A 22,183-nucleotide genomic window follows, 5' to 3' on the forward strand; every position below is an offset into this window, starting at 1 on the left:
ATCGGCATCATCGCCGACCCGATGATCCCGAACGCATGCTCGATCCCGTGGCGTTGAAGGGTTTTGACAAAGGCCTCTTCGGTCGTCATCTTCATCGGTATTTCTCCTGCACATGAGACGGGGCCGGGGGTCCGGCGTGGGCGGAAACTAGGCCGGGGGGGGATTTGGCAGTAGGGCCAGAATTGGCGCTGCGATAATGCCAGTCAGCGAAGCTGCGCCAACTCTTCGGCCAGAATGGCGATCCCTTCGGGAATCCGCTCGGACGGGATCGAGGAATAGGCCAGCCGGTAGTAATCCTGAGGGGCGTTCGGGCCACGAAAAAAAGGCCGTCCCGGCTCGATCAGGACGGAGCGGGCCCGCAGGCGGGCGTCCAGCTCTTCGGTGTTCACACCTTCGGGCGCGCGCATCCAGATCGACGAGCCGCCGAACACGCCACGCCCCTCGACATCGAGGCCGTGCTGGCCAAGCGCCTCTTCCATGACCTTGCGGCGACGGGCGAAGACCTGACCCATGCGCCGGATCAGGCTGTCGTAATGCCCGAGGCTGAGAAAATAGGCCGCCGTGCGCTGAATATGGCCGGGGGGATGGCGCAGCACGCTGGCGCGCAGCGCCCGGCATTCACGGATGAACTGGCGCGAGCCGACAAGATAGCCAAGCCGAAGCCCGGGAAAGATCGACTTGGAAAAACTGCCCACATAGATCACCCGACCATCGGTATCGAGGGATTTGAGCGCTGGAAGCGGCGAGCGCAGGAACGAGATTTCGAACTCGTAGTCGTCTTCGACGATCAGGGCGTCCATCTCGCGGGCCTTGTCCAGAAGGGCGCGCCGCCGGTCCATCGGCATGGTCGCATTGGTGGGCGCCTGATGGCTGGGCGTGGTGAAGATCACATCGGCATGGGCGGGCAGATCGGCGGGCGGCAACCCGTCACGATCCACATCGACAGAGGCCAGATAACAGCGCGACTGGGTCAGGATATCGCGCAGCGCATGGTAGCACGGCTCTTCGATGGCGGCGGTGCGGCGCTGTGTCAGCAGAACCTGCGCGGTGAGCCAGAGCGCGTTCTGCGCCCCCATGGTCACCAGCACCTCGTCGGGCTGGGCGAGGATGCCGCGCCGCGGCAGGGTATGGCGCAGGATGAATTCGATCAGCTTGGGGTCGTCCTGATCGTAATAATCGGTGGTCAGCGCCTGAAAGTCCTTTTGTCCAAGGGCTTGCAGCGCACAATGCCGCCAGTTCGCATGATCGAACAGCGTCGGATCGGTCTGACCGTAGATGAAGGGATAGCGGTAGCGCGACCAGTCCTGCGGCTTTTCGGGCGTGCTGCCGCCGGTGTAGCGCCGGCCAAGGGCGCGCGACCAGTCGATGGTATCGCCACCGACATGACGGGCATCGAATTGTGGCGGCTCGGGCGCATTGTCGGACACGAAATAGCCCGAGCGGTCGCGCGATTCGAGATACTCGCTGGCCTGCAGTTCGGTATAGGCGAGGGTCACGGTGATCCGGCTGACACCGAGATGCCTGGCCAGTTTGCGGGAGCTTGGCAGCTTTTCACCCTTGCGGAATCGGCCCGAGAGGATGCCCTCGGCGATCATCTGCTGAATCTGCGCCTGAAGCGTGCCTTCGGCGTTGGGATTGAGGAAAAAGGTTTCGACCGAGATTGCCATGGAGGCAGATTATACTGGACTTATCGCGCTGGCAATCTGGTCTGGTCGAGCGGGATCGCGACCGGCTGCATCCGGATACAAGCCGCGAATCGGTGATATCGATTTGATTAACAACGAAAAACCCGCTTCGGCATCGCGTCGGTATAACGTCGGTATCGCGTCGGTATCGGCACCGCAAAAGGCCGGGGTTAACAGGGCGAACGCAAGGGTCCGTCCTGTTTGGCCGGTGTTTGGTACGAAACTTTCCCCGGATCGCGCCCGGATCTGGCGGATCAGCCCAAGGCGATGACGGCGCCCGCAAGGCTGGTCATGCCGCCAAGGACGCGGACCAACAGCCCGGACCCGTTTTGCAGGGCGCGAGCAAAAAGAAGGGCGATCACCAGCCCGACCGCGTGAAGACCGGCGGTGGCCAGTGCGAACCCTGCGCCGAACTGCATCGCCGCCGCGCTGCCGAGTTCGCCACCATGGGCGTGCCCGTGAAACAGCGCCAAGACGGCGACAGCCGCCATGGCCCAGCCAGTTGCCGGGCGAAGCGCCAGCGCAACCACCACCCCCAGCAGGATGATCGACGCAAGGATCATCGGTTCCACGAAGGGCAAAGGCAGACCGGCAAGGGCCAGTCCGAACCCGATCAGCATGGCGCTCACGAATGCCGAGGGCACCTGCCAGATGGCGCGCCCGCCGATCTGTGCGGCCCAAAGGCCTACGGCGATCATGGCGAGCACATGATCAAGGCCGAAAAGCGGATGGGTCACGCCGGCCAAGAATGAGCCGTATTCACCCGGTGGCAGATGTGCTGCAGCGGGTGTGGCGGCCAAGAGCGTGGCCGTGACTGTGGCCAAGAGCGGGGCGGAAAGCAGGATACGCGGGGTCATGTGGCTCCTTGATGGGTCAGCCGGCGCCTCGGGATGAGTCGCGCCTTGAATCAGGACAGCACCTGCCCGGTGAGAATGCAAGGCGCGAGGCAAATGCCCAAGGGGCAAGGCACCGCCCAACAAAAAGCCCCGGCGGTGTAACGCGCCGGGGAGTAGGGAAGAGGTGGCGTGACCGGCTGTGCCGGTCAGCCGAAGACTTTGGTGAGTGCCTTGTCGGTTGCCTCGACGATCTGGTCGATATCGCTTTTGGTGGCGATCAGAGCGGGCGAGTAGCACAGCGTGTTGTTGAAGCCGGGGATCGAGCGGTTGGTCACGCCGATCACCACGCCTTGCGCCATGCAGTCGGCGACGACGGCCTGAGCCTGCTTTTCGGGCACCGGTTCCTTGGTGCTGCGGTCGGCGACCAGTTCGGCGCCGAGGAACAGCCCCTTGCCGCGCACCTGGCCGATCACGGCATGCTTGTCCTGAAGCGCGCGCAGCTGGTCGATCATGTAGTCGCCCATGGCCACGGTGTTGGCCAGAAGATCCTCTTCTTCGATGATGGCCATGTTTTCGAGCGCCGCTGCCGGGCCTGCGGTGCAGCCCCCGAAGGTCGAGATGTCACGGAAGTAATCGAGCGGGTCGGTCATGTCCTCCTTGAACATGTCGAACACCTTCTCGTTGGTCACGCAGCAGGCGATCGCGGCATAGCCCGAGGCGACGCCCTTGGCCATGGTCACGAAATCGGGCTCGACGCCGTAATGCTGGTAGCCGAACCATGTGCCGGTGCGCCCGATGCCGCAGACGACCTCGTCGATATGCAGCAGGATGTCGTATTTGCGGCAGATCTCCTGCACGCGGGGCCAGTAGCCGGGCGGAGGCGTGATGACGCCGCCACCTGCGGTGACCGGCTCGAGGCAGAGCGCGCCGACGGTATCGGGGCCTTCGGCGAGGATCACCTCTTCGATGGCGTCGGCGGCGCGGATGCCGTAATCCTCGCCGGTGAGATCCCATTGCGCGCGGTATTCAAGGCAGTGCGGCACGCGCACGAAGCCGGGGGCGAAGGGGCCATACTGGGCGTTGCGCTCGTCCTGACCGCCGCAGGACATCGTGCCCAAGGTGGAGCCGTGGTAATCGCGGTCGCGGTAGAGGATCTTGTACTTCTTGCCGCCATAGCGCTTGTGGGCGATCTGGCGGACCATCTTGAAGGCTTTCTCGTTCGCCTCGGAGCCGGAATTGGTGTAGTAGACGCGGCTCATGCCGGGCATTTTCGAGATCAGCTTTTCCGAGAACAGAGCGCCGGGGATCGAGCCTGCGGAGCCGGCGAAATAGTTCAGCTTGATGAGCTGGTCACGCACGGCATTGGCGATGCGCTCGCGGCCATAGCCGACATTGACGGTCCAGACGCCGCCCGAGACGCCGTCGATATGTTCCTTGCCGTGCTGGTCCCAGACGCGCATGCCGCGGCCCTCGACGATGATGCGCGGCTCGCCGGTCTCGAAGGTCTTGTGCTGCATCAGGTGATGCCAGACATGGGCGCGGTCGGCCTCGACGATTTTGGCGATGTCGTTCGGCAGTGTTCCGTCCATCATGGGGTTCTCCATCGGGTTGGGTCCGGCGTATCGCAAAAGGCACGATGCCGGGGCCAGTCGTGTTCATGGCCATCACTACAGCCCCGAATCCCGGGTTACGGATAGGGCCAGTTCGAGCCTTTGATTATTGCCAAAAATGACGCTTGATGAAAGTGCATGGGAATCAATATGAGAATTTTCGCTGAATTTCCGTCCAACTTGGCAGGATGACAGTTTCCGAAAACCTGAAATAGCGCTTTTGGCTGCATAAAACCGTTGAACGGAATCCCATTATCGGGTCGGATCGGGATGCACTGCGATATACTGGTCCGGCGTCTGTGACACGGATCATGGTCGCATGGCCGCCGTCAGGCGGCACAGCGGATAGAAAAGAAAAACGAAAACCAACGGGAGATGACGAAACATGACACTCAAGACCAGACTGATGGCAGCGGTGGCCGGCTCGGCGATGCTGGCTGGAGCGACAGCTGCGAGCGCCGAAGAGATCACGGTTGGCTACTTCCTCGAATGGCCGATGCCGTTCCAGTACGCCAAGGTGATGGGCACCTATGACAAAGAGATGGGCATGACCGTCAACTGGCGCGCCTTCGACACCGGCACCGCGATGAGTGCCGCGATGGCCTCGGGCGATGTGCAGCTGTCGGTGAGCCAGGGCGTGCCGCCCTTCGTGGTGGCCACGAGCGCGGGTCAGGATCTTCAGATCGTCGACGTGGCCGTGTCCTATTCGGACAACGACAACTGCGTCGTGGCCGAGGCGCTCGAGATCGACAAGACCAATGCCGCCGAACTGGCGGGCAAGAAGGTCGCCGTGCCGCTGGGCACCGCGGCGCATTACGGTTTCCTCAAGCAGATGAACCATTTCGGCGTCGATGTCGCATCGCTCGACGTGGTCAACATGGCGCCGCCCGAGGGTGCCGCCGCGATCGCACAGGGAGCGGTCGACATGTTCTGCGGCTGGGGCGGAAGCCTGCGCCGCGCCAAGGAGCACGGCAACGTGCTGCTGACCGGCGCCGAGAAGGAAGAGCTGGGCATTCTGGTGTTCGACGTCACCAGCGGACCGTCCTCGTTCATCGCGGAAAACCCCGATGTGGTCGCGGCCTTCCTGAAGGTGACGGGCGATGCCAACGCGATGTGGGCGGACCCGGCCAACCGGGACGAGATGCTGCCCGTGATCGCCAAGGACAGCGGTATGGACCTCGAGGCCACTGCGGCGACCATCGACACCTTCGTGTTCCCGTCGGTCGACGAGCAGCTGACGGCCAAGTGGCTGGGTGGCGGCGCGCAGGAGTTCATGAAGGGCGTCGCGGACGTCTTCGTGGAAGCCGGCAGCATCGACGCAGCGCTGGAAACCTATGAAAACAACGTGAACACAGGCCCGCTTCAGCAAGCGCAGGGCATGTAATCACGCAGCTTTCGACGCGGGTCCGGGCGGTTGCCGTCCGGACCCGCAGTCTTTCAAATTTTCAAAGAACGGGGGCGGGATGTCGACGCTATCCATCGAAAACGTCTCGATGCGTTTCGATCTGCCGAACGGGAGCCATGTGCAGGCTCTCAAGGACGTGACGCTTGAATTGCAGAGCGGCGAGTTGATGAGCGTTCTTGGCCCGTCGGGCTGTGGCAAGACCACGCTGCTCAACATCCTTGCCGGATTTTTGGCGCCGACCGAAGGGCGCATCATGCTGGACGATCATCAGGTCAAGGGGCCGGACGCGGAACGCGGCATGGTCTTTCAGCAGGGCGCGCTGTTCGAGTGGATGAGCGTGCGCGACAATGTGAGCTTCGGGCCGCGCATGGCCGGTCGCTCGAAATCGGATTACATGGGCAATGTCGATCACCTGCTCGAGGTGGTGGGGCTGAAGGATTTCAAGGACAAGGCGGTTTACGAGCTGTCGGGGGGCATGCAGCAGCGGGTCGCACTGGCGCGTTGCCTTGCCAATGACCCGGACGTGATCCTGATGGACGAGCCGCTTGGCGCGCTGGACGCGCTGACGCGGGAAAAGATGCAAGGGCTGGTCCTCAAGCTTTGGAAAGAGACCGGCAAGACGATCATCCTGATCACCCATTCGGTCGAAGAGGCGCTTTTGCTGGGCGAGCGGCTGCTGGTCATGGCGCCGCGTCCGGGCCGCATCCATCGCGAATACCGCCTGCCTTTCGCCGATGACGGGGTCGGGCGCGATCTGCGCGAGGTCAAGAAGAACCCCGAGTTCGCCCAGAAACGCGAAGAAATCCTGTCGATGATCTGGGACATGGAAGAAGAGATCATGGGCCGCACCGAGGAGACTGCCGGATGATCCTGCTCATCATATATGTCGCGGTTTTCGCCCTGTCTTTCTTTGTGGTGCGCAAGGTGCTGCGCGGAGCGATGACGCGAAGCGATTTCACCTCGCTCAAGACGGTGACATTCGGTGACGAGAGCGCCGTGCGCCCGGACCGCTGGGCCAGTGTCATTTCGGTGGTGACGATCTTTCTTCTGTGGGGGGCGTTCACGGGCAGCAAATGGGTGCCGATCCATGCGCCCGGCCCCTTTGTGGGCGAGACGCAGTTCACCTATACGCTGGAAGCGCCCGACGGCACGCGCGACGACGCGACGGTCTATGCGCAGGTGTTCAAGGTCGGAGAAGAGGTCTCGGCGCCCGAAGTCGATCCGGGTGACGGCTTTGCCAAGAACGATTCGATTGTTGTGGGGGCATGGCGGTCGGAACTGCTGTTGATGGACAAGAATGACGAGGTGAGCCGCAGCGACGGCGCGCGCGTTGTGGCGATCGATGGCCAGCCTGTCGACCAAGGGGGCGCGGTAGAGGTGGCCGACGGCACCGTTGTCGTCACCTCGAAGGGCGCGTTGAATTTCAGCCCGTCCAAGGGGATGCAGATGGAGCCGATCTGGCTGCCCGCGCCCGAGGCGGTTGTGGCGCGCGTCGGCGAGATCGCAAGCCAAGGCTATCAGAACTTCACCCTTTGGGAGCATCTCTACTGGTCGCTTGTGCGGGTGATCGTGGGCTTCTTCTTTGGCGCGCTCGTGGGCATTCCGCTGGGCTATGCCATGGGGCTGAGCGACTGGTTCCGGGGCTGGTTCGATCCGATCGTGGAATTCATGCGCCCGGTGCCGCCGCTGGCCCTGATCCCGCTGGTGATCATCTGGGCGGGGATCGGCGAGACCGGCAAGATCATCCTGCTGTTCCTTGCGGCCTTGTGGATCATGACCATCGCGGCCCGCGCGGGCGTGTCGGGCGTGGCGATTTCCAAGGTGCACGCGGCCTATTCGCTGGGGGCGAGCAAGTGGCAGTTGATGCGGTATGTCATCATGCCCAACAGCCTGCCCGAGATCTTTACCGGCGCACGCGTCGCGATGGGGGTCTGCTGGGGCACGGTTGTGGCTGCCGAACTGGTGGCCGCCGAAAAGGGCGCGGGCATGATGATCATGGTCGCCTCGCGGTTCCAGCTCACCGATATCGTGCTGATGGGGATCATCCTGATCGGGGTGATCGGCTATGGCATCGATATCCTTATGCGCAAGGCCGAGAAATGGCTTGTGCCGTGGAAAGGCCGGGTCTGATCCCGGGGCCGGAGGCATGTGCGCGCCAGGCGTGAACGCCTGTCTTGCAGGGCGGCGCGCACGGCCGAGGCGCAAGAGCGCTGTTGCGGGCCGTGAGCCATGCGGCGTAAGGGTGCGCAATGTCGCTTGAATTGCTCACCGCCCTTGTCGCCTTTGCCTTTGTCACGGTCATCACGCCGGGGCCGAACAACCTCATGCTGATGGCGTCGGGGGCCAATTTCGGGTTCCGCCGCTCGGTACCGCATATGCTGGGCATCGGTCTGGGCTTTCCGTCGATGGTGTTCCTTGTGGGCATCGGCGTCATGCAGCTGTTCGACCTGTGGCCGCCGAGTTACCTGATCCTCAAGGTGCTGAGCGTGGCGTATCTGCTGTATCTGGCGTGGAAGATCGCCAATGCAGCGCCGCCGAAAGAAGCGAGGTCCGAGGGGCGCCCGCTGACCTTCGTGCAATCGGCGGCATTTCAATGGGTCAATCCCAAGGCGTGGTCCATGGCGTTGTCGGCGATCACGCTGTACGCGACGAGCCGGGATCTGGCGGCGGTTCTGTGGGTCGCGGGCACCTATGTGGCGGTGTCGACGGTCAGCACGACAAGCTGGACGGTGCTGGGCCAGCAAATGCGCCGCCTGCTGAACAGCCCGGCAAAGCTGCGGCTGTTCAACCGGGTGATGGCGGGGCTGCTGGTGGCGACGCTGATTCCCGTGCTATGGCCCGGACAGGGGTGATTTCGGATCGAGGGAGACGGGGCCATGACGCTGACGCTGCTGCACACGGCGGAACTCCACCAGCGGGCGTTCGATGCGCTGCGCGACAGGATCGCGCCGGGAGAGACGCTGCGGCATGTGGTGCGCCCGGATTGGCTGGCGCGGTCGCAGGCGGGGGTGCCGGATGACGTGGCCGCAGAGATCGCGCAGGCCGTGGCGGGCGCGACAGGCGCGGTGCTGTGCACCTGCACGACCATAGGACCGGCCGCCGAGGCGGCGGGGGCGCTGCGCGTGGACTGGCCGATGATGCAGGAAGCGGCCCGGTCGGGGGGCGATGTTCTCATGGTCTACACGCTTGAGAGCACGCTGGAGCCAAGCCTTGCGCTGCTCCACCGCGCGCTGGACGAGGCGGGTAAGGGGGCGGGGCAGGGGCGCGATGTGCATCTGCTGGCGCTGACGCAGTTCTGGCCGCTATTCGAGGCCGGAGAGCGCACCGCCTTCGAGGCCGCGATCGCCGGGGGCGTGCGCGATGCGGTGCGCGACATCCCGGGTCTGGGCGCCGTGGTGCTGGCGCAAGGCTCGATGGCGGGGGCGGCGGGGCTTCTGGCGGATCTGGGGATCCCGGTTCTGGCCTCACCGGAATTGGCATTGGCCTGCGCGCTGGCGGCGAGGTGATTGCAAATCCTCGCGCGGAGGGTCATATAACGCCACGGCAATCCGGGAGTGAGCGATGACCAATTACCTCGACTTCGAAAAGCCTCTGGCCGAGATCGAAGGCAAGGCGGAAGAGCTGCGCGCGATGGCGCGCGCCAACGAGGATATGGATGTCGAGGATGAGGCCGGGGCGCTGGACCGCAAGGCCGAGGCGATGCTGCGCGATCTTTACAAGGATCTGACGCCCTGGCGGAAATGCCAGGTCGCGCGCCACCCTGACCGCCCGCATTGCCGCGATTACATCGAAGCGCTGTTCACCGAATACACGCCGCTGGCGGGGGACCGGAATTTCGCCGACGATCACGCCGTGATGGGCGGGCTGGCGAGGCTGAATGATCGCCCGGTCATGGTGATCGGCCATGAGAAGGGCAATGACACGAAAAGCCGGATCGAGCGCAATTTCGGCATGGCGCGGCCCGAAGGCTATCGCAAGGCGATCCGGCTGATGGAAATGGCCGACAAGTTCGGACTGCCGGTGGTCACGCTGGTCGACACGCCCGGCGCCTATCCCGGCAAGGGCGCCGAGGAGCGCGGCCAGTCCGAGGCGATCGCCCGCGCCACGGAAAAATGCCTGCAGATCGGGGTGCCGCTGGTCAGCGTCATTATCGGCGAGGGCGGATCGGGCGGGGCCGTGGCCTTTGCCACGGCGAACCGTCTGGCGATGCTGCAGCATTCGATCTATTCGGTGATCAGCCCGGAGGGCTGTGCCTCGATCCTGTGGAAGGACGCCGAGAAGATGCGCGAGGCCGCCGAGGCGTTGCGCCTGACCGCGCAGGACCTTTTGAAGCTGGGCGTGGCGGACCGGGTGATCGACGAGCCGCTGGGCGGCGCGCATCGGGGCCGCGAGGCAACGATCGCGGCGGTCGGCAAGGCGATTGCGGGGATGCTGGCCGATCTGGACGGCAAGGACCGCGAGGCGCTGATCAGGCACCGCCGCGAGAAATTCCTGAACATCGGCAGCAAGGGTCTGGCCGCGTAAGCGCGATGACATGCGGTGCAAGGGTGGCATAGGGCGCAGGGGGCCAGCCCCCGCCGTTGAAATCCTTGGAGGATTTCAACGACTCCCCCGGGATATTTTCAGCCAGAAGAAACACGCAGCCTTGGGCGGCATCAGCGGGGGGCTTGCGCCTTGCGGATGGCGATCAGGGTGGCGACCGGGCCGATCAGTTCGAAGATGACCGTTGTGGCGATGGTCAGCCCGAGGATCATGTCGGCCCATTGCGGAAATTCGCGCCCGGCCACCAGCGCCATGCCCACGGCGACACCCGCCTGCGGCAGAAGGGCTGCGCCATACCAGGGGCGATGGGCGCGCGGAGCGTCGGCGAGGCTGGCCCCGAGCCAGCCACCGAAGAGGCGCGCGAGGATGCGCAGGATCACATAGGCCAGCCCGATCAGCCCTGCTTCGGCCAGTTGGTCGGGCTTGAGCGAGGCGCCGGCCAGCAGGAAGAACAGGATCATGAACGGCCATTGGATATGTTCGATCTCGTGGAAGGCGCGCCCGTGGTGGCGGGCCGTGTTGGCGATCACGCAGCCTGTGGTGATGCCGGCCAGAAGAAAGGACACCTCGGCCCAGATCGACAGCCCGGCGACCAGAAAGACGATCCCGAGCGCCTCGGTCAGCATCGGCTCGCCCTTGCGGAGCCGTCCGGTGAGATAAGACGAGGGCAGGCCGATCGCGGCCCCGATGGCGAGCGCGCCGCCGATCTCCCAGGCGGCATCGCCCAGCATGTGCAGGCTCATGGTTCCGGTCAGCCCGAGCGCCAAAACGACGGCCAGCGAAAAGACGATGAGGCCCCAGGCGTCATCGATGGCGACGATGCCCTTGAGCTCGTCCACGAAGGGGCCGCGCGCGCCGCTTTGGCGGATCGCGTCCTGCGTGGCGGCGGGATCGGTGGCGGTGGCGATCGCCGCCAGAAGAAGGGCCGCGGCGAGTGGCAGGCCGGCGAGCCAGAGGCCCAGTGTCACCACCACCACGGTGCCGAGCACGGTCATCAGGGAAATCCACAGGATCGGGCGCCCATGCCGGGCGAGCGCCTTGCGGGTGAGCGAACTGCCGAGCACGAAGGCCACCATGGTCAGGGCTGTGACGGACAGAAACTCGTAAAGCGCCTGAATTTCCGAAGGGATGAGATCGAACCCGGCGCTGCCGACGGCAACGCCGCAGGCCAGAAGCACGGTGACCCGAGGCAAGCGGGTACGGCGCCCGAAGGCATCCGCGGCAAGCCCTGTCAGAAAGAGCGCCCCGAGCGAGATGAGCAGGACGGGCAGATCCATCGGATCAGGCCACCAGCATCCTGAGGCCCTGGGTCACATCCGAGCGCACCGCGAGGCGCAGCCCCGGTTCGTCCCCGGCCTTGAGCGCGCTGATGATGAGCCGGTGGTAATGCGGCGGGTCCTTGCGGCTGAGCCGGCCATAGAGCGCACGCATGGTCGGCCCAAGCTGCAGCCAGACGGTTTCGGCCATGGCCAGCATGGCGGGCGCCTGGGCGCGCAGATAGAGCGTGCGGTGGAATTCGAGATTGCGACGGATATAGCCGACCGCGTCCTGCCGGGCGATATCGTCGGCAATGCGGGAGTTGATGCTTTGCAGCCGCTCGATCAGGGCGATATGGGCGCGCGGCAAGGCACGGCTGGCCAGCTCCACCTCGAGCAGGGCGCGGAGCGCGGCCAGTTCCTCGATCCGCTCGTTGCTGAGTTCGGGGGTGGTGACACGGCCCGAGCTGGAAATGGTCAGCGCGCCTTCGGCCGAGAGGCGGCGCACGGCTTCGCGTGCGGGCGTCATCGAGACGTCGAATTCCGCGCCGATGCCACGCAGGGTGAGCGAGAGGCCGGGGGCCAGTTCGCCATGCATGATGCGGCTGCGCAGGCCGCGATAGACGCGGTCATGGGCGGATGGGGCGGGATCTGGGCGCGGATTGAGCAACATGCCCTATTTGTGATCACAAGCGGCGCCCGGGTCAATCGCTGAAACGCTCAGCCGTCGAAACGGTAGCGGTGCAGATCGGTGCCATGCTGGCGCAACCACTGGCGCGGCGCGTGGTATCCGGGGCAGAGCCGCGCCACCACGGCCCAGAAGGCGGGCGAGTGGTTCATCTCGGCGAGATGCGCCACCTCGTGGGCGGCGACATAATCGAGCACCACGGGCGGGGCCATTACCAGCCGCCAGGAATACATCAGCCCCCCGGCAGAGGTGCAGGAGCCCCACCGGGACCGCGTGTCACGCAGGCTGAGCCGCGCATAGGGCCGGCCCAGGGCCTGCGCATGGCGGTCCGAGGCCTGCGCCAGACGCTCGCGCGCAAGCGTCTTGAGCCAGGCCTGGAGGCGGGCGGGCATATGCTCGGGCGGGCCGGGCAATGTGATGCTTTGGGCGTCGAGCACGATTCGCTTGCCCAGGCCGCGCTGGATCAGCCGGGGCTGGCCTTCGACGGGCAGGCACACGCCTTCGGAGACGGAGATGCTGTCGGGTTGTGTGGCCAGTTGCGCGCGCAGCCAGCTTTCCTTGGTGCGGGCGAAATCCAGCGCCTCGCCCTCGCGCACGCCACGCGGCAGGGTCAGGGTCACCCGCCCGTCAAGCCGCGACACGCGCAGCGAAATCCGCCGCGCCCGAGGGGAACGGCGCAGGATCAGCTCCACAGGGGGGTTGCCCGGCAGGATGTGGTGGCCCATATGCCCTCGTGGTCGGCGCGATGCGCGGGGTTGCTTAAAGGCTTTGACACCTCCCCCGCGTTATGGCAGGTGGCGCAGACCGTCGACAAGACAGAAAGATTTGAAGGGGATTGCCCATGCCCAAGGAAGAATGGGGCGTCAAGCGACTTTGCCCGACAACCGGCAAGCGGTTCTATGACCTGAACAAGAACCCCATTGTCAGCCCGTATACGGGCGAGGTCGTCGAGATCAATTCCGGCAAGAGCCGGTCGATCACGGCAGATGACGAAGACGCCGAAACGAAGAAGCTGAAGGCCACGGATGTCGATGACGATGCATCGGTGCTGGATGATGATGACGTCGATGTCGATCTCGGCGACGATGTTCTGGATGATGACGACGATGACGACAATGTGTCGTTGGACGACATCGCCGATGTGTCGAGTGACGACAACGACAACTGATTGCGAAAGGGCGGGATTTTCCACTTGATCCCGCCTGCCGCTTTGCCTAGATAGCGGCGACGACGGGCCGGGAACGGCTTGTTTCTATGGGGCCTTAGCTCAGCTGGGAGAGCGCTTGCATGGCATGCAAGAGGTCAGGGGTTCGATCCCCCTAGGCTCCACCAAACCCCCCTATTCGACAGACACTGACCGAAGCTCTGCGAAGTCCGCGGGCATTCACGCGCCTGCGTGGCACAGGTGGCGCTTGGAATGCCAATGACCCCGAAAATCGGCCGGGGCACACAACTTGTGTCCATAAAGTGGCCAACAACCACTAGATCGTGGGATTTTCTTGCCGCTTTTGGTTGACGAAAGCTTGGGATCAGGTAGCCTGTGATTGCTGCTTTGATTTCATACGAGTGATATTGGGGGTGTGTGATATGGCCCAAGTGCAGAGGTCTGCGGAGGCCCGCAAGCCACTGACAGTCAACAAATCCGCCATAGTGCGAAAACGGGTTGTGGCCGAAAGCCTGCCGGGCGCGGATATCCCGTTTGTGGACCGCTCGGCGGTCATGGGGCATGAGGAGGGCAAGGCGCCTGAACCCTCCACGCCCCTTTTCCCGGCCCGGTCGGAGCCGGTGGACGCGTCGGTTGCACGGGCGGAAACGGACAGTCAAACACGTGCGGACAAGTCCAAGCGTCGGGTCGGTCTGCGCCTGGGCCAGCGGTTTGCGCCCCTTCTGGCGCTTGCGCCCGAGCCGGACCAGCAACGCAGGCTGGCGCTGGGTGCGGCTGCGGCGGTTCTGCTGGTGGTCAGCGGTGCATTGGCTCTGACCGTGACCGGTGATCGCAACACGGCGCAAACGGCATCGGCCTCTGTGCCCGAGGCCTCGCCGGCGCCGATGCCCACGCAAAATCCGGTTGCCGCCACCGCGCAGACGCCCCCCGAGGAGGCGTTGGCCCGTGCCGCGCCCGAGACCACGCCAAGCGCCGCCCCGGTCATGCCCGCCGAGACCGATGTCGTCAGCCAGTTCGCACAGACCGCCCTTGCCGCTTTGCGCAGCCCGGGCGCATCAGCCGCGCAACCCGCAGCGCCGGACGCCGCCGCCAGGATGGCCGAGAACAATCGGCTTTACCGCATGGTGGCAGAGGCGATCTCACAGGGCCAATCGGATGCGTATATCGACCGGCTGCTCAATCTGGCGCATCAGCGCGGCGAGATCACGGTGCCACCCGGTTTGATAAAGCCGGATGGCACGGTCGATACGAAAACCGTCATCGCGCTTTTTGCGGGCGGTTGAGCAGCGCTGGTCCTTGGCCCAGTGCTGTCCGTCCGCCCGTTCACCTCTCACCCCGAAGGCGCTGCCGTTGCGCGAATAGTCGAGTAAGCCCATGAAGTATGTTCTGTCTCTTTTCCTTTTTGCTTTCATCCTATCGGCCGGGGGGCGTGCCGATGCGCAAACCTGTGGCGGCACATATACCGTGCAGCCCGGTGACAGCCTGTCGGTGATCGCCGACCGGCTCTACAAGAATGCCGGGATGTGGAGTGTGATCCATCGCGACAATATCGCCGCCATCGGCCAAAGCCCGAATGCGATTGCCGTGGGCATGAGGCTGAACCTGACCTGTATCGACGGGTTGCCCGTCGGGCTCGAGGGCGGGCGAGAGGTGGCGGCGGTGGATACCAGCGTGGTCACCCCGGTGACGGTCCAGCCGGGTACGGCGGCGGTCAGAAACCGGATCAACCTGCTGACGGGGGGCGATTATGCCCCCTTCACCGACAAGGACTGGCACAATGGGGGACTGATTACCGATATCGTGGATCAAGCGATGCGCAAGGCAAATCCCAGCCAGGGCTTTGCGATCCATTGGGTGAATGACTGGGGGTCGCATTTCGATCCGCTTTTGTCGAACGCCCTGCTGGATATGGGCTTTCCTTGGTATCTGCCGGATTGCGACCTGACGCCCGATATCATGCGCTGCCGCGATTTTCTTGCATCCGAGTCGATGTTCGAGACGCTGATGCTGGTCTTTGCCAACAAGGCCAATCCGATCCGCTTCGACTCGGACGATGATATCATCGGCAAGACGATCTGTCGGCCTGTCGGCTTTCTGACCTTCGATCTGGACGGCGAGGGACGGCGCTGGATTCTGGATGACAAGGTCAAGCTGGTGACGCCCCAGACCGTTGCGGACTGTTTCCGCATGGTGGCCGAGGGCGAGGCGGATTTTCTGTCGCTGTCCGAATTCATCGGGCGCGCGGCGATGAAGGATCTGGGCTACGAGGACCGGATCACCGTTTTGCCGCGTCCCCTGTCGATCGTCGGAATTCACGTCTTTGTCCACAAGACCCATCCGCAGGCCGAAGAGCTGCTTGACCTGATCAACACCGGTCTGCGCGGCATCCGCGAGGACGGTCTTTATCAGACGATCGTGGAAGACCACATGACGCGCATCTGGGCGAACCTCTGATAGCGCGCGTTGTCACCGTGAAAGGAGCGGGCATGATCCACGCGATACCGATCCACTGGCCAGGGCGGCTGCTCGCCCCCTTTGTGGCGCTATGCCTGAGCGCGCAGATGGCCGCCGCCCTGTGCGATGTCGAGTACAAGGCGCAGCCCGGCGATACGCTGTTCAGCATAGCCGAGTTTCACTATGGGGACCGGTCGCATTGGGCCACGCTCTATGAGGCGAATACCGCGCAGCTTGCCGGGGCGACCGTGATCCCCGGCAGGACGCTCTATGTCCCCTGTCCTGAGGCCACCCCCGCGGGCAAGCCTGTGGAAGAGGCGCCGCCAGAGCGGCAGAACGCCGATATCAACGTTCTGGCGATCGGTGATCTTGCACCTTTCGTGGGGCGCAACCTGCCGCAGATGGGGCTCTTTCCCGAGCTGGTGACCACCGCGCTGGACCAGTCCCCGTCGCCGGTCAGTCATGCGGTGTCGATCAGCACGGACCGCGCGGAGCAGATCGACCTGCTGGCCCAGGTGACCTTCGATATGGGCGTTCCCTATGCACGGCCCGATTGCGCGGCCATGCCCGAGAACCGTCTGTGCCGGGGGTTTCATTTTTCCGATCCGCTGATGGATGTGCCGATGATGCTGTTCGTGCGCGCGGACCGTCAGTTTGCCTTCGAGACCGATGCCGATCTGCATGGCAAGTCGCTCTGTCGGCCCGAGGGGGTGTTCACCCATGACCTTGACGAAGCGGGCCGTCGTTGGATCGCTGATGGCAAGATCACCCTTGTGACCGCGCCCGATGTGACGGGCTGTTTCGACAAGGTGCTGGCGGGTGAGGTCGATGCGGTTTCCGTCGATCTGTTTGTCGGCGGCAGTGCGCTGCTGGAAAACGGGTGGCGCGAACAGATCGTGCCGCTGGAGCGGCCCGTATCGCTGGTCGGGTTGCATGTGATCATCTCGAAAAGCCACTGGCGGGGGACGACGCATCTTTACCGGCTGAACGCGGGGATCGCGCGCCTCAAGCAGGAGGGCCGCTACGAAGAGATCGTCTCGCGGCATCTGGCGTTGCTGACATCGCAGTTCTGATGCGATCGCCTCAGAGGTGGGGCTTGCGCGGTCGGGCCGGTCTCAGGCCGTTTTCCACGTCGGGTGGAACAGGCCCCCGGGAGACAGGGTAAAGATCTCGCAGCCATCCGCCGTCACGCCGACCGAATGCTCGAACTGTGCCGAGAGCGATTTGTCACGTGTCACCGCTGTCCAGTCATCGGCCAGAACCTTGGTTTCCGGACGGCCCAGATTGACCATCGGCTCGATGGTGAAAAACATGCCTTCCTCGAGCATCGGGCCGGTGCCGGGACGCCCGTAATGCAGCACGTTGGGCGGCGCATGGAACACGCGACCCAGACCGTGACCGCAGAAATCCCGCACCACCGACATCCGGTGACCTTCGACGAAACTCTGGATCGCGTGACCGATATCGCCGAAGGTGTTGCCGGGCTTGACCGCCTCGATGCCGATCATGAGCGAATCGTGGGTGATCTGGAGCAGCCGCTCGGCCTTGCGCGACAGGGTGCCCGCCACGAACATCCGGCTGGTATCGCCGTACCAGCCATCGACGATCACGGTCACGTCGATATTCAGGATGTCGCCGTCCTTGAGCTTCTTGTCGCCGGGAATGCCGTGACAGACCACGTGATTGACGCTGATGCAGCTGGCGTGCTGATACCCCTTGTAACCGATCGTCGCCGAAGTCGCGCCCGCGTCGATCACCTTCTGTTCGATCATCTTGTCGATCTCGCCCGTGGTCTGGCCGGGATAGACCTGATCCGCCACCTCGTCGAGAATGCGCGCGGCCAGCGCGCCCGCCTTGTGCATCCCCGCGAAATCCGCCGCTTCATGCAGGCGTATTCCATCGCGGGTCAGCCTTCCGTTGTGCTTGTCCTTCACGACGCTCTTCCAGAAATTCACCATAATGACGGATATGTATGGTTTTTTTATCCAAAGGGCCAGAGGGGCGGCGACAAACTGTGATGTGGGCCGCCATGGCACGCGCCGCCGGTGCGGCGCCCGGCTTTCATGACTGCCGCAGGAGCGCGCCAAGGTGCGCGCGGCTTACAAAAGCGCGCCCGGTTTATCGAAGGATAATAAGTGGAAACTTCTTACAGCGGGACGGCCCAACCAGTTCTTGCTACCTAAGGTGGCAGAGTGACCGACCCCTGGCACTTCGATTGTACGGATCCGGACAACCCCTGCAGTTGGATTGTTCGGAACACAGGCAAAAGGCCCGCTTTTCCCCTCCAGAAGGCGGGTCTTTTTGTCGCCGATCCGGTGCGATGGAACAAAGGGGATGGTCAGGTCAAGTCCGACCCGAACCGAGGTATGATCATGCAGTCGAATTCAGGAGATACTGCCGCTGAATGGGCCGCTCTGACGGCGTTCTGTGGCGTTCTGGCGATTGCAGCAGCCTCGACCGTGGGCGGCGAAGTTCTGGCCATGGCCGAGCTTCTTGGCACCGTTCTGGCCGAGGCCGCGTCCCAAAGCGGCGGCTGAACCGGGCGTTTTCGCGCTTAGGTGTCTTCAGGACCGGGCGAAACTCTGACCGGCGATCCAGCCCACCAGCCAGCCGCCCAGATGTGCCTCCCATGCCAGCCCGCCGCTCAGGATCACGAAAAACACCACATTGGCGACAATCAGCGCCAGAATGGTGGTCAGGACCGGCTTGAGCGGCTGTCCCATCCGCTTGCGCATCCGGTAATCCCATGCCTGCCACAGGCCCAGAAGGCCAAAGACCGCGCCCGATGCGCCGATCATCGGCACGCCGCCTGTCGAGAGCAGGCCAAAGGCCAGGGCGCCGCCCACGGCCGATAGCGCCAGAACGGCGAGCGTGCGTTTCATGCCGATCCGAACCGTGGCCAGCTTGCCAAGCGCCAGAAGCACGACGCTGTTCAACGCGAGATGCGCCAGACCGCCATGAAGGAAGGCGTAGCTGATAAACATCACCACGGTTTGTCCGGGGTAAATCGGCGCGACCTGCCCCGAGAGCAGCGGCTGCCAGAAGGCGCCAAGCGCAAAGGCCGACCAGCGCAACCCCTCGGGCAGCAGGTAGCCGGCATCCGACAGACCGAGCAGCGCCTCGATCACCGCCATCACGCCGACAAGCCCCCAGAGATAACCGGGGGCACCGGGGGCCATGCCGGGCGCGCGCCGAGGGGGCTGGTGTGTGAAGGGAGTGTTCATCGGCCCTGTCATAGTGCCTTTGGGCGCCGGGTGAAACGGGTTTTGCGCCGGATCAGACGCAGGCCGCCATCAGGCGATAGACGATTTGTGCCGCGGTGAAATCCCAGGCCGCGTTTCCGTCCGGTGCCAGCTCGACCACGTCGAAGCCCACGCATGTCCGGCCCTGCAGCGCGCTTTCGACCAGATGGAGCGACTGGTAATAGTCCAATCCACCGGGAACGGGCGTGCCGGTCGCGGGCATCTGCGACGGGTCCAGCCCATCGACATCGAACGACACATAGACGAGATCGGGGAAGTCATCGGGCAGGGTGATCCGGTGGATGCGATCGGTCACCAACTCTTCGGCATCGCGGAAAAACACGCCGTTCCGTGCCCGGCTTTCCTCTTCCTGACGGCACAGCGCGCGCACGCCGAATTGCGCCAGCCGCACGCCCTTTTCGGACAGCAGATGCATGACCGATGCGTGCGAATGCGGCTCGCCCTCATAAGCCACGCGCAGATCGGCATGGGCGTCGATCTGCACGATCCCAACCGGACGATCCAGCGCGCGCATCACGCCCATCACCGCGCCATACGTCAGCGAATGTTCACCCCCAAGGGTCACCGGGATCTGTCCTGCGCGCACCGCCGCCTCGGTCTGTCGGGCCAGCCGTTCCATCACTTCGGGCAATGAACCTTGGCAATCCAGCGGGGCTTCGGTCACGATACCGGCGGCGCAAGGTTCCTGCCCGGCGCAGATCCGTTCCAGTTCGTTCGAGGCGGCGATGATCGCTTCGGGACCACCCGCCGTGCCCGAACCATACGACACCGTACGCTCAAGCGGCACGGGGATCACGCGAAAGCGCGCATCATCGCCACGTTCGGCTTCGGTCAGTTCGCTGTCCAGAAAAACGCTCATGACAGGCGCTCCTTGAAGTCCTGATATCCGAATTCCCGCACGATGCGCAGATCGTCGGTCCGGCTGTTCCAGAGGGCGATGGCGGGCAGGGGCACACCGTTGAAGGTGTTGGTCTTGACCATCGAGTAATGCGCCTGATCGAGAAACGCAAAACGCTGCCCGATCTCGAGCGGAATGGCCCATGTGTAATCGCCGATGATATCCCCCGCGAGGCAAGACGGCCCGCCCAGCCTGTAGGTCTGTCCGGCATCCGCCTCGTCCAGAAGGGCGGGACGGTACGGGGCTTCGATGACATCCGGCATATGGCAGGTCGCGGAAATATCGGTGATCGCGATGGGCATGGTGTTGTGGAACGTATCAAGGATTTCGCCCACAAGGATTCCCGCATCAAGCGCCACGGCCTCGCCCGGTTCCAGATAGACCTCGACCCCATGACGCGTGCGCAAATCGCGAATGAACGCGATCAGAGCCTCGCGGTCGTAATCGTCGCGGGTGATGTGATGCCCGCCGCCAAGGTTGATCCATTTCAGCTGACCCAGATAGGGCGCGATCAGCGGCTCGACCGCGGCCCATGTGCGCGCCAGAGGCTCGAACCCCTGTTCGCACAGGGTATGCATATGCAGCCCCTCGACCCCTTCAAGGGCTGCGGCATCCAGTTGCGTCACCGGAAAGCCAAGCCGCGAACAGGGCTGGCAGGGATCGTATTTCGGCACCTCGCCTTCGGAATGCTGGGGGTTGATCCGCAGACCCACGGACACGCCTGCCGCCGCCGCGCGCGGCCCGAACCTGTCTTTCTGGGCGGGGCTGTTGAAGACCAGATGATCGCTCAGCCGGATGATCTCGTCGATTTCCGAGGGTTTGTAGCCGGTGGAAAAGGTGGTGACCTCGCCGCCATATTCCTCGCGCCCCAGCCGTGCCTCAAAAAGCCCGCTGGCACAGGTGCCTGACAGATAAGAGCGCACCAGCGGCGCCAGCGAGAACATGGAAAACGCCTTGAGCGCACTCAGCATCCGTGCGCCCGACCGCTCGCCCACATCGGCAAGCACCTTGAGATTGGCCTCGATCGCGACCTCGTCGACCACGAAACAGGGCGACGGCACCCGCATCAGATCGAACTGGCGGAACGCGCCAGCGTCGCCCGCCTGTGTCTGCATCATCTGCGTCATGCCGTCTGCCCCTTTTGACTGCCTGCTCAGAACGAGACCGGACCATCCAGCTCGTGCACCTGCCACGGCAGTCCATGGGCGTTCAGCATGTCCATGAAGTCATCCGGGTCCAGCTGCTCCATGTTCCAGACGCCGGGTTCGTTCCAATTGCCCTTGAGCACCTGCGCCGCGCCGATCATGGCGGGCACGCCGGTGGTATAGGACACCGCCTGACTGCCCACTTCGGCAAAGCATTCCTCGTGGTCGCAGATGTTGTAGATGTAATAGGTCTTCTCGCCCGAGCCGTCCTTGGCCTGACCGGTCACGATATCGCCGATGCAGGCCTTGCCCTTCGTCTGCTCGCCCAGATCGCCGGGATCGGGCAACAGCGTCTTGAGGAACTGGATCGGGATGATCTCGACCCCGTTATGCATCACCGGGTCGATCCGGGTCATGCCGACATTCTGCAGCACCTTGGCATGGGTGATATAGGCATCCCCGAAGGTCATCCAGAAGCGCGCGCGCTCGATCTCGGGGAAATGCGTGCTCAGGCTTTCCAGCTCCTCGTGATACATCAGGTACATGTTCTTCGGCCCGATGCCGGGGAAATCGAACTCGACCTTGTGGGACATGGCGGGCGTCACCTTCCAGTCGCCGCCTTCCCAATGCTTGGCGTCCTGCAGCACCTCGCGCAGGTTGATCTCGGGGTTGAAGTTGGTGGCGAAGGCCTGATCGTTGGTGCCGCCATTGGCATCCAGAACGTCGATCTGGCGGATCGTGTCCAGCTTGTGTTTCTTCAGCCATTTCGCGAAAACGCTGGTCACGCCCGGATCAAAGCCCGAGCCAAGGATCGCCACAAGCCCCGCCTCGCGGAACTTGTCGTGATAGGCCCATTGCCAGTGATATTCGAACTTGGCCACGTCCTCGGGCTCGTAATTGGCGGTGTCGAGATAATGCACACCGGCCTCGAGACAGGCATCCATCAGCTTGAGGTCCTGATAAGGCAGCGCCAGGTTCACGAGGATCTCGGCCCCTGTCTTGCGGATCAGATCGACCGTCGCCGCCACGTCCATCGCATCCAGCGCATAGGTGTCGATATCCACGCCCACGCGCTCTTTCACCGATGCGGCGATCGCGTCGCATTTGGATTTGGTGCGGCTGGCCAGGCTGATATGCGTGAAGATGTCCGAGTTCATCGCCATCTTGTGTACGGCGGCATGGCTGACGCCGCCGGCGCCGATAACGAGTGTCTTGCCCATGACTTCTGTCTCCCCG

General features: G+C 63.8%; 22 protein-coding genes and 1 tRNA gene. 12 read left to right on the top strand and 11 right to left on the bottom strand.

All coding sequences use genetic code 11. The features are described 5' to 3' along the window. Positions 1–203 precede the first annotated feature (203 nt). From pdxR to F3H35_RS17110, 3 genes are all read right to left on the bottom strand, one after another. Positions 204–1,667: a MocR-like pyridoxine biosynthesis transcription factor PdxR gene (pdxR, locus tag F3H35_RS17100; protein ID WP_149780757.1), complete on the bottom strand. Its 1,464-nt coding sequence runs from the start codon at positions 1,665–1,667 to the stop codon at positions 204–206. A gap of 272 nt (positions 1,668–1,939) precedes the next feature. Further along, the gene (locus tag F3H35_RS17105; RefSeq protein WP_149780758.1) at positions 1,940–2,542 is read right to left on the bottom strand and encodes a HupE/UreJ family protein; all 603 of its coding nucleotides are present in this window, start codon (positions 2,540–2,542) and stop codon (positions 1,940–1,942) included. Between the two features lie 185 nt (positions 2,543–2,727). Further along, complete coding sequence (locus F3H35_RS17110) at positions 2,728–4,110, bottom strand: aminotransferase family protein (protein ID WP_149780835.1); 1,383 nt, start codon at positions 4,108–4,110, stop codon at positions 2,728–2,730. A gap of 406 nt (positions 4,111–4,516) precedes the next feature. On the opposite strand from F3H35_RS17110, the gene F3H35_RS17115 reads away from it, so the two are divergent. The 6 genes from F3H35_RS17115 to F3H35_RS17140 all read left to right on the top strand — a co-directional run bounded on the left by F3H35_RS17115 (position 4,517) and on the right by F3H35_RS17140 (position 10,060). Further along, entirely contained in the window at positions 4,517–5,515 is a 999-nt protein-coding gene (locus tag F3H35_RS17115; protein WP_149780759.1) for a taurine ABC transporter substrate-binding protein, read from the top strand. A gap of 79 nt (positions 5,516–5,594) precedes the next feature. After that, positions 5,595–6,404: a taurine ABC transporter ATP-binding protein gene (locus F3H35_RS17120; protein WP_149780760.1), complete on the top strand. Its 810-nt coding sequence runs from the start codon at positions 5,595–5,597 to the stop codon at positions 6,402–6,404. After that, positions 6,401–7,666: an ABC transporter permease gene (locus F3H35_RS17125; protein WP_149780761.1), complete on the top strand. Its 1,266-nt coding sequence runs from the start codon at positions 6,401–6,403 to the stop codon at positions 7,664–7,666. The genes F3H35_RS17120 and F3H35_RS17125 overlap by 4 nt, the downstream gene beginning before the upstream one ends. A gap of 119 nt (positions 7,667–7,785) precedes the next feature. Beyond that, positions 7,786–8,388: a LysE family translocator gene (locus F3H35_RS17130; protein WP_149780762.1), complete on the top strand. Its 603-nt coding sequence runs from the start codon at positions 7,786–7,788 to the stop codon at positions 8,386–8,388. Positions 8,389–8,412: 24 nt separating this feature from the next. Further along, positions 8,413–9,042 (top strand): hypothetical protein, encoded by a 630-nt coding sequence (locus F3H35_RS17135; RefSeq protein ID WP_149780763.1) that lies wholly within the window; start codon positions 8,413–8,415, stop codon positions 9,040–9,042. A gap of 55 nt (positions 9,043–9,097) precedes the next feature. Further along, positions 9,098–10,060 (top strand): acetyl-CoA carboxylase carboxyltransferase subunit alpha, encoded by a 963-nt coding sequence (locus tag F3H35_RS17140; RefSeq protein ID WP_149780764.1) that lies wholly within the window; start codon positions 9,098–9,100, stop codon positions 10,058–10,060. A gap of 131 nt (positions 10,061–10,191) precedes the next feature. Here F3H35_RS17140 and F3H35_RS17145 read toward each other — a convergent pair whose 3' ends face one another. From F3H35_RS17145 to F3H35_RS17155, 3 genes are read right to left on the bottom strand one after another with little or no spacing between them, the layout of a single operon-like run. Further along, entirely contained in the window at positions 10,192–11,355 is a 1,164-nt protein-coding gene (locus F3H35_RS17145) for a cation:proton antiporter (protein WP_149780765.1), read from the bottom strand. Between the two features lie 4 nt (positions 11,356–11,359). After that, the gene (locus F3H35_RS17150; RefSeq protein WP_007811390.1) at positions 11,360–12,007 is read right to left on the bottom strand and encodes a GntR family transcriptional regulator; all 648 of its coding nucleotides are present in this window, start codon (positions 12,005–12,007) and stop codon (positions 11,360–11,362) included. A 47-nt stretch (positions 12,008–12,054) separates the two neighbouring features. Continuing rightward, entirely contained in the window at positions 12,055–12,747 is a 693-nt protein-coding gene (locus F3H35_RS17155; RefSeq protein ID WP_149780766.1) for a M48 family metallopeptidase, read from the bottom strand. Positions 12,748–12,863: 116 nt separating this feature from the next. On the opposite strand from F3H35_RS17155, the gene F3H35_RS17160 reads away from it, so the two are divergent. The 5 genes from F3H35_RS17160 (at position 12,864) to F3H35_RS17180 (ending at position 16,714) form a co-directional block, all read left to right on the top strand. Further along, the gene (locus tag F3H35_RS17160; RefSeq protein WP_149780767.1) at positions 12,864–13,190 is read left to right on the top strand and encodes a TIGR02300 family protein; all 327 of its coding nucleotides are present in this window, start codon (positions 12,864–12,866) and stop codon (positions 13,188–13,190) included. Between the two features lie 88 nt (positions 13,191–13,278). Next, positions 13,279–13,354, top strand: a tRNA-Ala gene (locus tag F3H35_RS17165). A 318-nt stretch (positions 13,355–13,672) separates the two neighbouring features. Further along, positions 13,673–14,470, top strand: a complete 798-nt coding sequence (locus F3H35_RS17170) for a hypothetical protein (protein ID WP_149780768.1) — start codon at positions 13,673–13,675, stop codon at positions 14,468–14,470. 91 nt (positions 14,471–14,561) lie between these two features. After that, entirely contained in the window at positions 14,562–15,641 is a 1,080-nt protein-coding gene (locus F3H35_RS17175) for a transporter substrate-binding domain-containing protein (protein WP_149780769.1), read from the top strand. A gap of 32 nt (positions 15,642–15,673) precedes the next feature. Further along, positions 15,674–16,714 carry a LysM peptidoglycan-binding domain-containing protein gene (locus F3H35_RS17180; RefSeq protein WP_149780770.1) on the top strand — a complete coding sequence of 347 codons (1,041 nt, stop codon included), beginning with the start codon at positions 15,674–15,676 and terminating at the stop codon, positions 16,712–16,714. Positions 16,715–16,756: 42 nt separating this feature from the next. Here the strand turns inward: F3H35_RS17180 and map are convergent, their stop codons facing one another. Continuing rightward, positions 16,757–17,599 carry a type I methionyl aminopeptidase gene (gene map, locus F3H35_RS17185; RefSeq protein WP_149780771.1) on the bottom strand — a complete coding sequence of 281 codons (843 nt, stop codon included), beginning with the start codon at positions 17,597–17,599 and terminating at the stop codon, positions 16,757–16,759. A gap of 414 nt (positions 17,600–18,013) precedes the next feature. On the opposite strand from map, the gene F3H35_RS18950 reads away from it, so the two are divergent. Continuing rightward, positions 18,014–18,178 (top strand): hypothetical protein, encoded by a 165-nt coding sequence (locus tag F3H35_RS18950; protein ID WP_188130019.1) that lies wholly within the window; start codon positions 18,014–18,016, stop codon positions 18,176–18,178. Between the two features lie 27 nt (positions 18,179–18,205). On the opposite strand, the gene F3H35_RS17190 is transcribed toward F3H35_RS18950, so the two are convergent. The 4 genes from F3H35_RS17190 to F3H35_RS17205 all read right to left on the bottom strand — a co-directional run bounded on the left by F3H35_RS17190 (position 18,206) and on the right by F3H35_RS17205 (position 22,167). Then, positions 18,206–18,820 carry a rhomboid family intramembrane serine protease gene (locus tag F3H35_RS17190; RefSeq protein WP_223228459.1) on the bottom strand — a complete coding sequence of 205 codons (615 nt, stop codon included), beginning with the start codon at positions 18,818–18,820 and terminating at the stop codon, positions 18,206–18,208. 97 nt (positions 18,821–18,917) lie between these two features. Then, the gene (gene speB / locus F3H35_RS17195) at positions 18,918–19,763 is read right to left on the bottom strand and encodes an agmatinase (RefSeq protein WP_149780773.1); all 846 of its coding nucleotides are present in this window, start codon (positions 19,761–19,763) and stop codon (positions 18,918–18,920) included. After that, the gene (gene nspC, locus F3H35_RS17200; RefSeq protein WP_149780774.1) at positions 19,760–20,929 is read right to left on the bottom strand and encodes a carboxynorspermidine decarboxylase; all 1,170 of its coding nucleotides are present in this window, start codon (positions 20,927–20,929) and stop codon (positions 19,760–19,762) included. Before nspC ends, speB begins: the two co-directional genes overlap by 4 nt. Positions 20,930–20,955: 26 nt before the next feature. Then, positions 20,956–22,167: a saccharopine dehydrogenase family protein gene (locus F3H35_RS17205; protein ID WP_149780775.1), complete on the bottom strand. Its 1,212-nt coding sequence runs from the start codon at positions 22,165–22,167 to the stop codon at positions 20,956–20,958. Positions 22,168–22,183 lie beyond the last annotated feature (16 nt).

Origin of the sequence: Roseovarius litoreus (genome assembly GCF_900142765.1) — a bacterium.
GTDB classification, from domain to species: Bacteria; Pseudomonadota; Alphaproteobacteria; order Rhodobacterales; family Rhodobacteraceae; genus Roseovarius; species Roseovarius litoreus.